The sequence below is a fragment of the Dolomitihabitans soli genome (genome assembly GCF_022213955.1).
In the GTDB taxonomy this organism is placed as follows: Bacteria; Actinomycetota; Actinomycetes; order Streptosporangiales; family Streptosporangiaceae; genus Streptosporangium_A; species Streptosporangium_A soli.
Genome location: NZ_JAKNTW010000053.1, coordinates 21,973 through 36,822, shown reverse-complemented (window position 1 = coordinate 36,822; position 14,850 = coordinate 21,973). Strand labels below are relative to the sequence as shown.

Annotated in this window: 12 protein-coding genes and 1 pseudogene; 5 read left to right on the top strand and 8 right to left on the bottom strand. The window is 67.5% G+C overall.

Annotated features, from left to right (window positions below):
* Positions 1 to 325: 325 nt before the first annotated feature.
* Complete coding sequence (locus MBA17_RS48100) at positions 326 to 997, bottom strand: DUF4097 family beta strand repeat-containing protein (RefSeq protein WP_238505665.1); 672 nt, start codon at positions 995 to 997, stop codon at positions 326 to 328.
* A 222-nt stretch (positions 998 to 1,219) separates the two neighbouring features.
* Between MBA17_RS48100 and MBA17_RS48095 the strand changes: the two genes are divergently transcribed.
* On the top strand, positions 1,220 to 1,954 hold the full coding sequence (locus tag MBA17_RS48095) for a GbsR/MarR family transcriptional regulator (protein WP_238505682.1): 735 nt from the start codon (positions 1,220 to 1,222) through the stop codon (positions 1,952 to 1,954).
* A 188-nt stretch (positions 1,955 to 2,142) separates the two neighbouring features.
* Here MBA17_RS48095 and MBA17_RS48090 read toward each other — a convergent pair whose 3' ends face one another.
* Both MBA17_RS48090 and MBA17_RS48085 read right to left on the bottom strand, forming a co-directional pair.
* Positions 2,143 to 5,436 carry an AfsR/SARP family transcriptional regulator gene (locus MBA17_RS48090; RefSeq protein WP_238505664.1) on the bottom strand — a complete coding sequence of 1,098 codons (3,294 nt, stop codon included), beginning with the start codon at positions 5,434 to 5,436 and terminating at the stop codon, positions 2,143 to 2,145.
* 351 nt (positions 5,437 to 5,787) lie between these two features.
* Complete coding sequence (locus tag MBA17_RS48085) at positions 5,788 to 6,054, bottom strand: hypothetical protein (protein ID WP_238505663.1); 267 nt, start codon at positions 6,052 to 6,054, stop codon at positions 5,788 to 5,790.
* A gap of 41 nt (positions 6,055 to 6,095) precedes the next feature.
* On the opposite strand from MBA17_RS48085, the gene MBA17_RS48080 reads away from it, so the two are divergent.
* The gene (locus MBA17_RS48080) at positions 6,096 to 6,500 is read left to right on the top strand and encodes a hypothetical protein (RefSeq protein WP_238505662.1); all 405 of its coding nucleotides are present in this window, start codon (positions 6,096 to 6,098) and stop codon (positions 6,498 to 6,500) included.
* 280 nt (positions 6,501 to 6,780) lie between these two features.
* Here MBA17_RS48080 and MBA17_RS48075 read toward each other — a convergent pair whose 3' ends face one another.
* The 3 genes from MBA17_RS48075 to MBA17_RS48065 all read right to left on the bottom strand — a co-directional run bounded on the left by MBA17_RS48075 (position 6,781) and on the right by MBA17_RS48065 (position 10,391).
* Positions 6,781 to 7,275, bottom strand: coding sequence for a hypothetical protein (locus MBA17_RS48075; protein ID WP_238505661.1), 495 nt, complete (start codon positions 7,273 to 7,275; stop codon positions 6,781 to 6,783).
* 725 nt (positions 7,276 to 8,000) lie between these two features.
* A complete protein-coding gene (locus MBA17_RS48070) occupies positions 8,001 to 9,797 on the bottom strand; it encodes an ABC transporter ATP-binding protein (protein ID WP_238505660.1) in 1,797 nt (598 codons plus the stop codon).
* A 45-nt stretch (positions 9,798 to 9,842) separates the two neighbouring features.
* Entirely contained in the window at positions 9,843 to 10,391 is a 549-nt protein-coding gene (locus MBA17_RS48065; RefSeq protein ID WP_238505659.1) for a TlpA family protein disulfide reductase, read from the bottom strand.
* 566 nt (positions 10,392 to 10,957) lie between these two features.
* Between MBA17_RS48065 and lepB the strand changes: the two genes are divergently transcribed.
* The 3 genes and pseudogenes from lepB to MBA17_RS48050 form a co-directional block, all read left to right on the top strand.
* Positions 10,958 to 11,419, top strand: a complete 462-nt coding sequence (lepB, locus tag MBA17_RS48060; RefSeq protein WP_238505658.1) for a signal peptidase I — start codon at positions 10,958 to 10,960, stop codon at positions 11,417 to 11,419.
* A gap of 7 nt (positions 11,420 to 11,426) precedes the next feature.
* Positions 11,427 to 11,954, top strand: a complete 528-nt coding sequence (locus MBA17_RS48055) for a MauE/DoxX family redox-associated membrane protein (protein WP_238505657.1) — start codon at positions 11,427 to 11,429, stop codon at positions 11,952 to 11,954.
* Positions 11,955 to 11,974: 20 nt separating this feature from the next.
* Positions 11,975 to 12,187, top strand: a pseudogene (locus MBA17_RS48050) (RNA polymerase subunit sigma-24); the annotation flags it as partial.
* Positions 12,188 to 12,288: 101 nt separating this feature from the next.
* Here MBA17_RS48050 and MBA17_RS48045 read toward each other — a convergent pair.
* Together MBA17_RS48045 and MBA17_RS48040 are read right to left on the bottom strand one after the other, a co-directional pair.
* On the bottom strand, positions 12,289 to 13,140 hold the full coding sequence (locus MBA17_RS48045; protein WP_238505656.1) for a carbonic anhydrase: 852 nt from the start codon (positions 13,138 to 13,140) through the stop codon (positions 12,289 to 12,291).
* Positions 13,141 to 13,625: 485 nt separating this feature from the next.
* Positions 13,626 to 14,744, bottom strand: coding sequence for a zinc-binding dehydrogenase (locus MBA17_RS48040; RefSeq protein WP_238505655.1), 1,119 nt, complete (start codon positions 14,742 to 14,744; stop codon positions 13,626 to 13,628).
* Positions 14,745 to 14,850 lie beyond the last annotated feature (106 nt).

Here is a 14,850-nt window from a genome sequence, read left to right as displayed (position 1 = left end):
CATCACCCTGCTCTCGGCGTGCGGCATCGCCCTGTGCGAACTCGCCGTGGAGGGCCTTGCGCAGTGCGGTTGCTGCCGATCCGGACGTGTCCGTTCGTCGGGGGCTTCGCGGTCCCGCCCGGCTCGGCCGCCCCGGCGCTGCCGATCCACTCGCCCTGCTCGTCGTGGACGCGCAGTGTCACCCCGGTGAAGCCGGTATCGACCATTTCCTCGATGGTTTTCTGCAGTTCCGGGCGGTCCTGGTCGGTGGGGGTGGTGTGCCCTTTGGAACTGGTACGAAATTCACCTGAACGGGTAGGGTCGCCGCGCCTGCGGGGTGCTTCTCTTAGAGGCTGCGGGCGGTGATGTCGCCGTATGCGGTGGTCGCGTGGATGGTCAGGGCGGCGTCGGCGCCGTCGGTGTTCTTGAGCGTGTTGTGGATCCGGCCGTAGGTGGTGCCGGCGTCCAGGGTGGCGGAGGCTCCGCGGGCGGCGCCGACGGAGATCTGGCCGGATTCGGTGCGTAGCGTGAGGGTGCCGCGTACGGCTTCGGTGATGTGGAGGTCGCCCTTTTGGGTGCTGATCTTCGCGGGGCCGTTCAGGCGGCCGACGGAGATGTCGCCGGACTGGAGGGTGAGGCGGGCGCTCGCGGCTTCGTCGAGCTTGATCGAGCCCTGCGCGCCTTCGAAGGCGATGTCGCCGAGGCGTCCGACGCCTCGGAACTCGGTGAGGGCCGTCTTCGCTTCGATGCGGGAGCCGGCGGGGAGTTGGATGGTGACCTCGATGGATCCGGAGGGGCCGAGGATCTGGTTTTTCGCCTCTGGGGCCGTGATCTGCAGGATGCCGTCGCGGTAGGTGACCTCGGTCTGTTCCGCCGTCTTCACGTCGCGGCTCTTGGAGGCGTTCGCGGGGAGGATTTCGACTGTGGTGTCGGCTCGGTCGGCGGCGATGAGCTGGATGCGGCCGGCGGGGATGTCGAGGATGGCGGTCATCGGGGTGGGGGTGTCGAACTTCTGCATCGTGTTTTCCTTCGGCTTGTTGTTTCTGATGAGGGAAACACTACGTTGCATTTCCAGATGAGGCAATCGATTCATTGCGTGCACTAGCCATCGTCGCAGGTGGAGATAGGTGATTCGTTGCAATGGTTTCAGAATCTAATGCAACAACGCTCATCTGTTCGTTGCAATGGATCGAGGGTGAACGCTATCGTGGAGACACCACAGACCACGAAGGAGACCGCGATGCCGGGAGGCAGACTCACCCAGCAGGACCGCCAGCAGATCGCGCTGGGGCTGGCCGACGGTCTCGCCTACGCGGAAATCGCCAGAGGCCTCGACCGTCCGACCTCGACGATCACGCGTGAGGTGATGCGCAACGGCGGCCCCACCGCCTACCGCGCCGACCTCGCCCACCGCGCCACCGAACACCGCGCCCACCGCCGCAGAAAGGCCGCGCCCCGGGACCCCGACACGCCCCCGCAGGCCCACGGACGCGATGCCGAAGCCGTACGCGAGTACGAGGAGACGTTCACCACCGTCTTCATGCAATCGGGCCTGCCCAAGATGACGGCCCGCGCGCTGGCCAACCTCTACACCACCGACGCCGGCAGCCTCACCGCCTCCGAACTCGCCGGGCGCCTCCAGATCAGCCGGGCATCCGTCTCCAAAGCGGTCACGTTCCTCGAAAGCCAGGGCCTCATCCGCCGGGAACGCGACGAACGCCGCCGCGAACGCTACGTCGTCGACGACGACGTCATGTACCAATCCACGATGGCCAGCGCCCGATCTACCGCCCACCTCGGCGAGGTCGCCCGGCAGGGCGTCGGCATCCTCGGTCCCGACACCCCGGCCGCCGCCCGCCTGGAGAACATCGCCCGCTTCGTCGACTTCGTCTCCGAGAGCATCGCCCGCGCCGCGGACCAGGCCCGCGAGATCCTCCACACGAAACCCGAAACGAACTCAGACAGCGTCACCTGAGCCACCTTCAGAAGGCATTCGGCCGTGGTGCCCGCCTCATGCAGGTCCATGAGGAGGTTACGCCCGAGTTGGGTGACCTACGGACCGGTGGGGTGTGCGGTTACGCCGAGGACGACCAGGAGGTGATCACGGGGCTGAAGGCGTTCCTGCGGCTGGTCAGGGCGGACCTGCGTAGGGGGTAGCCGGGGTCAACGATCATCACCATGGCGGGCGAGGTGGGCGCGGATGCTCTCGACGTCGACCCCCCTTTCGTCGCTGTGGCCGGTGCCCAGGGCGCTCAGGATGGCCAGGGCCTGGCACCAATGGTGGCGGGCCTGGTCGTGGTGGCCGAGGGCGGCGTGGGCATGGGCGAGGCCGTCGTGGGCGCGGGCCTGGTCGCCGGGTTGGTCGAGGTCTGTGGCGAGGCGGAGGGCCTGACCGTGGCTGTCGAGTGCCTCATCGGGTCGCCCGCAGTCGTGCTGCAGCCGGCCGATGCTGTGGATGGCCTCGAACTGCCAGTTGCGGTTGCCGATCTCGCGGGCGAGGTCGACGGCCTGCTGGTAGCAGTCGCGAGCATGCTCGTACCGGCCCTGGAGACGGTTCAGGTCGCCGAGGGCGGTGAGGCTGTCGAGCTCGCCGAGCCGGTGTTCCGCGCCACGAGCCAGATCCAGGGCCCGCGTGAAACAATCGGTCGCCGGCCCGTACTCGCCCTGGCCGAGATGGATGTGACCGAGCCCGAGCAGTGCGCGGAGTTCGCCGGTGCGGTGACCGATCGTGCGGGCGATGTCGAAGGCCCTCTCCAGATTCTCGACGGCCGGCTCGTGCCGCCCCATCATCCTGTGGATGTGTCCGGAGCCGATCAATGCGTCCAGTTCGCCGGTCCGCTGACCAATCGCCTGGGCGAGGTCCAGGGCCTGTGTGAAGTCCTCGATGGACTGTGCGTACTGCCCGTGCACCGCGCGGAGCAGGCCCAGGGTGTTCAGCGCACGCAGTTCGCCGGAGCGGTTGCCGATGTCGCGGGCGAGGTCGAGGGCGCGCGAGGTGTCCTCCAGGGTCATGTTGTACTGGTTCTGGCGGTAACGGATCTCCCCCAGCCCGAGAAGCGCCTCCATTTCGCTCGTACGATCCTCGGCGGCGCGGGCGGCGGTCAGCGCCCGCGCGTGCAGGGTCTCGGCTTCGGCGTAGCGCCCACGAGTGCGCAGGCAGCGATGCAAAGTGACCGACAGGTGCTGGATGTGTTCGGGGAAGCCGTGTTCGGCGGCGTATTGGGCGAGGGCGAGGAGGTTGGCGAGTTCCGCGTCGAGCCAGGTGGTGGCTGTGGCCGGGTCGGGCATGGATGTGGTTCCGGTGGGGGGGCGTGGTCGTGCGTCGGCTTCGTAGGGGTAGAGGCGGTCCATCGCGGCTGAGGCGGCCTGGCTGTAGTGGTCGAGCAGCCGGGTCAGTGCGGTGCGTCGATCGGATTCGGGTTCCTCTTCCGCGGCCTTCTCGGCGGCGTGGGCGCGGATCAGGTCGTGGAAGCGGTAGCGGCCGGGGACCGGTTCCTGTAGGAGGTGGACCTCCAGCAGTCGGTCCAGCAGTGTCAGGGCCCGCGTGATGGTGGTGTCCAGCAGGGCGGCGGCGGCGTCGGGCGCGATGTCGATCCCGGCGTGCAGGCCCAGCAGACGGTAGGTGTGTTGTTCGGCGGGAGTGAGTTCGCGGTAGGACAGGTCGAGCGCGGCGGTGACGCTGCGCTGCCCGGCCTGTAGTTCTTCCGGCCTGCGCTCGTGTTCTTCCAGCCGTTGCAGCAGATGGCTGACGCTCCAGGCCGGGTGGGTTTTCAGCCGGGCCGCGGCCAGGCGGATCGCCAGTGGGAGCAGCCCGCACCGCCGTACCACCTCGGCCAGCAGGTCGTGTGGCACCCCTGCGACCCGTTCCTGGCCGGCGGTGCCGGTGAACAGCGCGATCGCGTCCGCGGGTGGTAGGACGTCCACCGATACCGTGTCGGCGCCGTCCAGGCCGACCAGCCGGCGCCGGCTGGTGATCAGGACGAGGCAGCCTCCCGCGCCGGGCAGCAGCGGACGTACCTGGGCCTCGTCCGCGGCGTTGTCCAGCACGATCAGCATCTTCCTGCCGGCCAGCACGCTGCGGTACAGGGCCGCCCGGTCATCGATGTGCTGCGGGATCGACTCCCCGGGGACGCCCAGCACGCCCAGTACGCGGGCGAGTGTGTCGGCCGGGTCCGCGGCGGTCATGCCGTGTGTGTAACCGTGCAGGTCGACGAACAGGTCGCCGTCGGGGAAGCGGGGGGAGAGCTGGTGTCCGGCGTGGATCGCCAGCGCGGTCTTGCCGACCCCCGCCATGCCGTCGATGGCGGTGATCACCACCGTGGCCGTGTCACCGACGCGGTCCAGAACGGCCAGTTCCTGCTCCCGGCCGACGAACGCCCCCACATCGGCGGGCAGTTGCCGCAACATGGTGCGTATCGGGGAAGGGCCGCCCGGGCTCCCGATCGAGGCTTGCGTGAGGATCGACACCTCCTCGGCATCCAGACGTAGCGCCTCGGCGAGTAGTTGCACCGACCGGATGCGCGGCCGTCGTAGTTCACCGGCCTCCAACCGGCGGACGGTACGGACGTTGAGGCCCGCCCGCGCCGCCACCTGCTCCTGTGTGAGGAGAGCACGCTCCCGCCAGGTACGCAACAACACACCTAACGCCGGCTCCTCCTTCGGAGGGACCACCGGGGAATCGTCGCCTGCTCCGGGGGCGGCCACCTGTCTCGTCGGGGCGCCACCGTCCGCCTGGAGGGGTGGGCGGGGGTGCTCCTGTGGCTGGTATTGCTGGGTGAGGATGTCCTGGTGGAGTCGGAGCAGTTCGGCGTTGGGATCGATGCCGAGCTCCTCCTTGAGCCGGTGGGAAACGGTGCGGTACGCGTCGAGGGCGTCGGCCTGCCGCCCGGTCCGGTAGAGAGCGGTCATTAGCTGCGCCCAGAAACGCTCCCGCAGAGGGTGCTCGATGGTCAGGGCCCGCAGCTCCGCAACGAGCGCGGCGTGCTCACCGAGGTGCAGGTCGATGTCCATACGACGTTCGACCGCATGAAGACGTTGCTCGGTGAGGGGCGGGACGTCGATCTGGTGGAGAGCGTCCGATTCGACGTCGGCGCATACCGGCCCGCACCACAAGGCCAGCGCCTCGCGGAGGAGACGCCCCTCCAGCACAGGTGTCGCCGCACCGGCCGCCGTCTGGATCAGGTGCTGGAATTCGAGCAGATCGAGCTGGGCGGGCTCCAAACAGGCGGCGTAACCACCCGGCTGTGTCAGGATCAATCCGCCCAGGTCCAAGGACTGCCGCAGACGCACCACATTGGTCTGCAGAACCCGGCGAGGATTTCGCGGCGGGTCCTGACCCCACAACCGTTCGGCGAGCTGGTCGAGCGAGACGGTCTGGTTAGGCCGGAGCAGGAGCGCCGCGAGCAGAGTCCGGATCTTGCCGCTCGGGACCGGCACCTTCGCGCTGTCACGAGCCACCGTCAAAGGACCGAGCACCGAAAACCGAATAGGAATCACAACACCCTCACCTTTCGCGCTCACGATAGGTTCACCGGCACGTCCACAGCACGACGAAGGGAACGTTGCCGGGAGCCGTTAGTGGCTGGTCACCGCGCTGTCCAACAGACCGAGCGACGAAGGAGCGGCCGGCTCGAATGAGTCGCCCGGCATGCTCCCGACGATCGCCACCCAGCCCGGCACCAGGATTCTCCGATCCATGCGTCCGAAAAGCTTGGAGATCTGGTCTGACCAGACTAATCGTCGGCGCAGGAGCCCGATGACGTCTCATCGGGATCGCCGACTGGTCGACGCCTACGGCTGAGCGGCCCATCACGTCCGCTCCTCGCGGGGCGCCACGGCCCGGCGTGCAGCCGGCGTGGTCGCTGACCAGTTCGAATAGGCAAAGGCCGGGGCGATGAAGAGCAGGTCGATCACCGCGAGCCGGCCGCATCTCGTGGACAGGGCCTCCGTGCGCAGCCCCGCCCGGCGGATGACGATGATCAGGATGAGTTCCGCCCGATTCGCCAGGGAGAGACGCGTTGCCCGGAGCTCTGATGTCCGGTCGATGCCCTGTCTCTGCCCTGCGAACGCTGCCATCGTTGTGCACGACCAAGCAGGTTCACAGAGGGAGATCAAGAGTGCGATCGAGAATCAGCGCGTTTGCCTCCAGCGTTGCTTTCACCGGTCTCGTGGCAGCGGGGATGATGGGGATGGCGGCCCCCGGTTCGGCGGCGGTATCTCATGAACGGGCCGCGTCCGGGCAACTCGTGTTGTACAAGGAGCCCTTCGTCGGCCCAGCGACGACGATCATCTACACATCCTGCCAGCCGGCGCGGAACCATCAGACGGCGAGTTCCATCGGCGCGTTCGACAATCGTCCGTTGCCGGGCTGCCAGGTCGTGCTGATCAACCGCGTGGGCGCCACGAAGGTGCTGTGCGCGGGCCGATCCACCGTGCCAGCCGACTTCCGGGACGCGCCGCAGGTCCGCATCCAACCGGGCACCGCTCCTGCCTGCCCGATCGGCGCGGGTTCGGGCGTCTGAGCCGTCCAGTTCGTGCAGGCCGTCAACGACCGGCTCATCGCCCCGTGATGTGGTTGAGAACGAGTTCATGACCGCCGCGTACCAGTCTGAACGCGTATCGGGTACCGGTCTGCTCCGGCGACGCGCACACCATCGCGCGGAGGTTGATCTTGGCAGCGACGGCGTGCGCTGCCGCTGCCGAGATCATGCCGTGTCCGGCGATCTGCCGCACGTCGGTGTCAGCAGATCGGCGGCCTTCCGCAGCGGTGGCTTTCTCCCCCGAACCTTGCCGTACGGCTGGCTATGACACCGTGTAGCCGATTCTGAACTCGGCTCGCACCGGGTTGCGCGGCGTGGATTCGCAGTCGGGGTCGACTGAGAAGAAGTGGCTCTTGTGGGCCACGACGTAACAGCGGTAAATGGCCTTCCTGCCGGGGGCCGCCTGCTTGTACACGTATCCCTCGGTGCGCAGGAACACGTTCTTATCGCCTTCGCAGGCACGGTCCGCCGACAAGAACTGATTCAGCGGGGCCTGAGCGGCGAGGCAGCCATGGATCGCCAACGTGCCCGGACCCCCCTCCGCCAGGATCGGCACCCGACCCTCCACTCGATAACGCGAGCTCGGGGCCGGACCGGTCGTACTCCAGTGCCGCTCACCGCCGAAGTACCGCACCAACTGCACCACCTCAGCCCCGGAATCCTGGCGCTGGACGGCGGAGGCCGCGCCGGCCTGACCCGTCATCGCCATACCTGCAAGGACGAACGCCGAACCGGCGATCGCTACAACTCTCCTCATGCGATGCTCCTTTTCCTTCTGTTTCAGGCAGTAAAGTCTGGGCGCCCACCGGTACACAGACCAGGGCAAACGACCGGACATTTCCCGGACATCACCCCCTGGCATCAGGGCACCATGCGGCGGGCGCATGCGTGATCATCCGCAGGCCGGCTCCCATACGCGAAGTGGCTCCTTCGGACGCGTGAGCCCGAAGGAGCCGCCGGCATTCGTCATTGGAATGTGGTTACCGGAACTTCCCAATGGCGGGACGTCGCCTTGACCACCGTCGCCGAAGACGGCGGTTTGCACGGTCAGGTTCGCCTTGCGGATGTAGAACGCGGCCTCGGAGGGGCGGTAGACCGCCAGGTTGTCCGAGGCGATGTTCTCGTAGCGGCCGATCGCCGTTCTGCCCGAAGACTTCCTTTCGTACTTGTCCGTTGGCGAGCCGGATGTGGGTCGGACAGCGCCGGTGGATTCGACCAGCTGTCCGGCCGTACCAGGCTAAAGATCTACAAATGGGTGCTCACCGGCACAATCGAGACTGCCCTGGCGGAGCATGCTGAACCGGAATTTGCGGGCCGAGGTGTGTGACGCCGGTTTGAAGGCGATCCGAAGGCGATATGAAAATTGCCGCCCCTGGCGTTCCGGCCGACCGGTCGTGCCGTGCCGTGCCGTGCCGTGCCGTGCCGTGCCGGAACAAGGGAAGATCAAAAGAGCACTTGATGCCTGGCACACGCCGACGCGTCCTAGTTCCGATAGCCCGTCGCCTGCAGTTTGAAGAGCTCGGCGTAGAGCTCGTCGCGGGCGAAAAGTTCCTCATGGTTGCCCTGTTCGACGACCTGGCCGTCGGCCAGCACCACAATATGATCGGCCGTTCTGACCGAGCCGAGACGGTGGGAGATGAGCAGGCTGGTCTTGTTCTGCGCGCGGTAGTCATCCAACCGCCGATGGATGTCGAACTCGGCACGGGCGTCAAGGCCCGCGGTCGGCTCGTCGAGGATCAGCAGCTCGGGCTTGTCCCGGATGAAGGCCCGAGCCAGTGCCACCCGTTGCCATTGACCACCAGAGAGAAGCACGCCGTCCTGGTCTCCGTCGTCCGTCTGATCGAACCAGTTCCGGCTCAACAGGGTCTGGTAACCGCGGGGAAGCCCGGTGATGATCTCGTGTGCCTCGGCACGGCGGGCGGCGGCTGTGATGCGGTCCATATCGTCGAGGGCGTCCAGCCACCCGACTCCGATGTTCTCCGCCGCCGACAGTTCGTAGGTCATGAAGTCCTGGAAAATCGTGCCTATACGCCGGCGAAGCTCCTCGACGTCCAACTCGCGGACGTCGACACCATCCCACAGCACCTGCCCCTGCGTCGGGTCGTACAGCCGGCACAGCAACTTCACCACGGTGGTCTTGCCGGCACCGTTGTGGCCGACCAGTCCGGTGGTACGCCCCGCCGGGATGTGCAGGTTGACGCCGCGCAGCACCCATGGCTGGTCAGGACTGTAGCGAAACCAGACATCGCGCAGTTCGATACCGCGTCCGAGTTCCGTGACCGGTTTCGGGTCGGCTGCGAGCGGCATGTCCGGCTCCGCTTCGACGATTCGTCGATACTCCCCGAGCAGCACCGCCGCTTGGTGCACCCCGCCCAGATGTGATGACGCCATCGTGATTCCGGACTGAACGCCGGATACGGCCATCACGAAGATGGAGACGTCGCCAGGCGTCAGCCGGCCCGACGACGCGGCCGTGATGGCCCAGACCAGCCCGCCGCCGGTCAGCAGCGCACCGAGGAGAGCCAGCGATCCCTGGGTGACCATCTCCTGCCGGTCGAGCCGGCGGCGGGTGGCGTTGACCTTCCGCAACTCGTGCAGCATCCGGCCGAGGAAGAATCCCCCGAGGTTCAGCAGCCGAAGCTCTTTCGCCGCGTCCATTCGACTCTGCAGGCTCTGATAGAAGAAATCCCGCCTTTCGGTCTTGCTGATGCCGATCGTCACCCGGACTCGCCGGCGCGACAGCGCGAACTCCGCGCGGACGGTGACGACTCCGGCCGCGAGGACTGCTATCGCCAGCCAGGGGTTGAGAACGACGAGTGTCCCGATGAAACCCACGGCGGTGACCAGGCTCTGCGTCGTTCCCAGCAGTCCGGAGATCACCTGTGCCGGTCCGGCGTAGCCGGCTTGCTGGGCGAGCTGGAACTGGTCGTGAAACCGTGGATCTTCCAGCCGTGCGAGGCCCTTCAGCCGGTTGATGGCGGTGAACAAGGTCGTTCGCACGATGAGGTTGACGGACCGGTCGAACTCGGTTCCGATGTATTGCGAAACAATCGGTAGAACGCCGACCACCACACCGGTGACGGCGACCCCGACCGCGAGGACGACGAGCGGAACGGAACCGGTGCCTGCGCCGGTGAGCCCGTCGAGCACGAACTTCATCAGCCAGGCCAGCACGATCGGCGTCACGCCGCCCACTATTGTCAGGAACGCCTTCGTGACCAGGCAGAAACGGGAGGCTTTCCAGCCGAGTGTCAGTGCCGTCCCGATCGACGAGAGCAAGGCTCCCCGGTCGATCGTCCTCGACGAGGCCGGCGGCCACATTGCCTAGACCGCCGCGATGTCGCGTAGCCGGTCGATGGTCAGGTCGGACTCGACCACGGTCCCGCCGTCGGTGACGATGCCGAGGCAGGGAAACGCCCGCACGTCGTACGCGCTCGACACGGCGCCCCCGGTCAGCTCGCGTACGACCTGAACGACGTCGCCGAGGCTCTCCACCAAATCCCGGGTCTCGTCTTCCCGCCCGACCACGACCGCCAGCGCCCGGCGCTCCTTCTCGGGGAGCTCGGCGACATGCGCGGCGAACGCGGGGGCGTACTGGCGGCACAGGGAACATTCCGGCGAGAAGAATCCCAGTAGCGTGGTGCCGCTGATCTCGGACCGCGACACGGTCTGGCCGTCCACGGTGGTCACGGCGAACTCCGAAGGCGTCTCTCCCACCGGAAGCATCGCCTGACCGGGGGCGGTCACGCTCTGCGACTTCCCGGACAGCAGCTCGCTGTGCTCCCGCAGCCGCCGTACCACACCAAACGTGAAGACAAGGTTGAGGACACAGAGCACTCCCACGAATGTCAGTGCCCCGATGACGAACGTCATTTCACTCCCTGATCGCGAATTCGGGCGAATTGCTGATTGGAGCCTCGTGGCCGGGCATGCGGAAATCGCCTACCATGCCCGGCCACGAGTTACTCATCGGCTAGCAGTTTCCGTAGCGGGTCTCTTCTATGTTGCACGGCCTCGACTGGTACCAGCGGCAACCATCGCACTTGAAGTAGTTGTACCAATGATGGACGACGCTGGTGCCTGACTTTTCGGTACAGAGGCACCACTGACGTCTCTCCTTGCCGGCCTGGCCGATGCAGTCGCACGGCTCGGCTGCGGCGGTTACCCGCGGGACGAGGCTTGCCACCAGCCGGTCTCCGAGCGACTCGATACTTCGGATCATTCGGATCCTCCTAATCCGTACTCGAGTAAGAGTTCACCCGAACTGTAGAGATGTCGAGCTTCATATCGCCTTCAGTTCGCCTTCCTTCTTGCTTCAAAACGGGCTTCACCGAATAAGGACAAATAAGACCACTTGACCCGGAGACAGAAAACCGGTCATTCTCTGGGCAGTGAGGTGTCGAAGACGCCGAAAGTTCAAAGGACGGGGAGGGAAACGCATGCGAATCCGCGGCCACCGTGTTCTCGTCGCGGGCGCGCTCGCCGCGGCCGGTCTGGCCGCGGGCATCGTCTGGGCGCGACGGACGCTGGTCCTGGCCACGGTCGAGGGTTCCAGCATGGAACCGACACTTCGCGCAGGCGACCGGGTCCTGGTACGCAAACGCGGGCTCGCCGACGTTCGGCACGGCGATCTGGTCGTCCTCATGCCGCCACCGGAGCAGGTGATCCGGCGGCGGCCGGCCCCCCGCTGGAACATCAAACGGGTCGTCGCGCTGCCCGGCGATCCGGTGCCGGCCGCCGTGGCGCACATCGAAGGCGTCAGCCGGGTTCCTCACGACGCGCTGGTGGTCTATGGCGACAGCCCCGCCAGCGCTGATTCCAGGCAGCGCGGCTTCTTCGCCTCCGACCGCCTGCTCGGCGTCGTGGTCAGGCAGTTGCCCGCGCGGACTCCACCGGCCTAGGAGACTCATGATCTACGTGGTAGTCGGGTGTCAAGCCGCGCTCATCGGCGTCTTCCTCTTCTCGGTCGTGGGCAAGATACGTACCCGCCACGCCTACGACGAGTTCGTCTCGTCCGTGGTGGCGATGCGAGCGTTGCCCCGATCGTGGACAAGATCGGCCGCGATCGCCACGATCGCGGCCGAGGCGGCCGCCGTGGCGCTGCTGGCGATACCCGCCACAGTGCCGGCGGGTTTCCTGCTCGCCGCCGGGTTGCTGACGATATTCACGGTGGCGATATCCAACGCCGTGCGGCACGGTCGCCGCGCACCCTGCCGATGCTTCGGCGCCTCGACGACTCCGCTCGGCCGGGTCCACATGGTCCGCAACCTGGTCCTTCTCTCCGCATGTCTGGCCGGCCTCACCGCCATCTGGCGCGAGACCTGGGCTGCTCCGCACCTCGGCGGCCTGGTCATCTCGCTGGGGGCCGCAGCGATCATCGTGCTCCTCGTCGTCCGCCTCGATGACCTCGTGGGCCTGTTCGGCTCCGATCGCTGACGCTCCACTGCCTGACATGCCTAAACCGGGCGGTGGCGGTCGCCATGGCGCAGAGACCGGCCGCAGCGCTGCCGCTCGTGGACTCGCACCTGTTGCCGAGCGTCCGCGGGGAGTTGCTCATCCGCCTGGGACGCACCGACGAGGCGCGCACCGAATTGGAGCACGCCGTACGGCTGTGCGGCAACGAACGCGAGCGGCCGGTGCTGGAACGTAAGCTCGCCGACCTCGGCTGACCGGACCGCATCGTGGGCCGACACAGGACGCAACCGGACGCGCCTCCCGGCTCACCCCCGAGACGCACCGTAGCGGGGGCGTTCTCAGGTTCAAGGGCTGTTCAGACAGGTGCGCCGTTCAGGATCTCGACCTGGCCTGTGTCCAGAGAGTAATACGCGCTGACCACAGCCAGGACTCCCTCGGCCACCAGCGGCGCGAGGTCTCGATTGCTGCGCAGGGCATCCGCGGTCAGCTTCACCTGGGCTCTGGCCATCGTGTCGGCGGGGTCGGCGCTGCTCTCCCGTACGGCCTGTTCGTATGCCGGGCGCAGAGCCTTCGTGATCGCCTGGAGGTTGCCCGGCAGCGGTTTGCCTTCCCGCAGGGCTCTGTACGCGGCGGAGACCGCGCCGCACCGCTGGTGGCCGAGTACGACGATCAGCGGAGTTCCGCTGGTCATTGGCCCGTACTCGATGGAGCCGGTAATGACGGGCCCCGCAGCCCCCCCGCCGCTGCGCATGACGAACAGATCACCTAGACCGGTGTCGAAGACAAGCTCGGGTGGCACCCGGGAATCGATGCATGACAGCACCGCTCCGTAGGGCTGCTGGCTGGCGGCCAGCAACTCCCGGCGTGTGGGATCGCGATCCGGATGCAGCAGTGCGTTGGCCACCCAGCGTCTGTTGCCCTCCATCAGCCGTTGGTATGCGGCCTTCGGCGCGCCAGGAGCCGGTCCTGTGCGGGATGCGGGCGGCGCCGTGTGCATCTCGTTCCGCACCTCGGCCGATGAGCAGCCGACCAGGCCGGCCACCGCCAGAGACGCCGCTGCTGTGAGCAGCGTTCGCCGCCCCGGACCATCGCCCACGGTGGTCTCGCCGAGTTGGCGGGCCGGCAGTTTCCGGTGGGCGGCCCCGCTCTGGCTGGTATCGACGCCGACGTCGAGCGGGTCGTGCGGGCAAACGGGTGGGCTGTTCACGAGGGTGACGGTACGCGGTCCCTTCGTCACTTGTCTGGCGATAGCGCGAGCTCAACGCCTGAATACCGATCCGGCAACTGGGATCGGGCTCATCGCCTTCATGGCAGGTGGCACCATTACATGGACAGCACCGCCACGCTGATCCCCGCACGTCTGCACCGGACACGTGATCAGCGGGCGGACCAGTGGTCACGACTACTCGCGCTACGACGTCTCGTTCGAGCGCCTGGCCGACGCCGTCGAGTCCGGGGACCAGGTGTTCCACGGACACCGCCGGCCCACGGGACAAAATCAGCGCTTCCCTTCGCCAAGACATCCAGCGTTGGGGCCGTTACGCGCAGCCGGTCCCAGGACTTTCACGGGAACAGCGCCGGACGCAGCACTTGCATGGCCAGATACGCCGCAGGAAGCGACGAGACACGACACACCTCGGCGATCAGGAGTAACCGCCGTCTCGCGAGCCGGAATCGGCCCGCGGCGTCGGATCACGGTAGGAGCATCGGCCGTACCGCGCCTCCGGTGGCGAGTCGTTCGAGGGCGACGTTGACGTCCGAGAGGGGGAACATCTCTCCAAGCAGCAGGTCGACGGGGAGCCTGCCGGCCCTCCACAATGCGACGTAGCGGGGGATGTCGCGCTGTGGAACGGAGTCGCCCTGATAGCTGCCCAGAAGCGTGCGCCCCTCTCCTACCAGGGCGGCGACCGGGACCGGCAGCCGCTCGGACGGATCGGGGAGGCCGACCGACACGGTACGGCCGCCGGGACGGGTGTGCGACCACGCGGTCTGGAGCGCGGAAGCGCGCCCGACCGCTTCGAACGCCACGTCCGCTCCGCCGTCGAGGACGGCCGCGAGTCTGGTTTCCACCTCCTCCGGGTGGACCGCGTGCGTGGCGCCCAGCTTGAGCGCGAGGTCGCGTTTCTCCGGGATGGGGTCCACGGCGATGATCGGGTGCGCGTTCGCCAGGACCGCGCCGAGCAGGGCGCACAATCCCACGCCACCCAGCCCGAGGACGAGGGCCGACTCGCCGGGGCGCACGTTCGCGGTGTTGAGAGCCGCTCCGACGCCGGTGAGGACGGCGCAGCCGAACAGCGCGGCGACCGGCGCGGGGAGGTCGGCCGGGACGACCACTGCGGAACGGCGGTCGACGACCGCGTGCCGGGCGAAGGCGGAGACGCCGAGATGGTGGTGGACGGGTTGGCCGTCGCGGTGCAGGCGGCGGGCCCCGGACAGAAGCGTGCCGGCCGCGTTGGCGCGGGCGGCGCTCACGCACCGGGCCGGGGCGCCACCGGTACAGTGGCCACAGAGCCCGCAGCTCGGGACGAAGACCAGCACGACGCGGTCGCCGACCTCGACGTCGGTCACGTATGGGCCGAGAGCCTCCACGATGCCTGTCGCCTCGTGCCCGAGCGCCATGGGGGTGGGACGCCTGCGGGAGCCGTTGACCACGGACAGGTCGGAGTGGCACACCCCGGCCGCGTCGATGGAGACGAGCAGCTCACCCGGCCCCGGGGCCTCGAGGTCGACGGCGCCCACGCGTAGCGGCCGGTCGTGCGTGAACAGCCGGGACAGGTCGGGATGATCGAGGACGGCGGCCTGTGTTCGCATCGCGTGACTCCGGGTTGGGGGCATGCCTTAGTCAGGGCGCACACCCTGGGTGTGGAAGAACGAGAGAATGATCGGGATGGTCGCCGAAGACGTGGTCATTATTTCG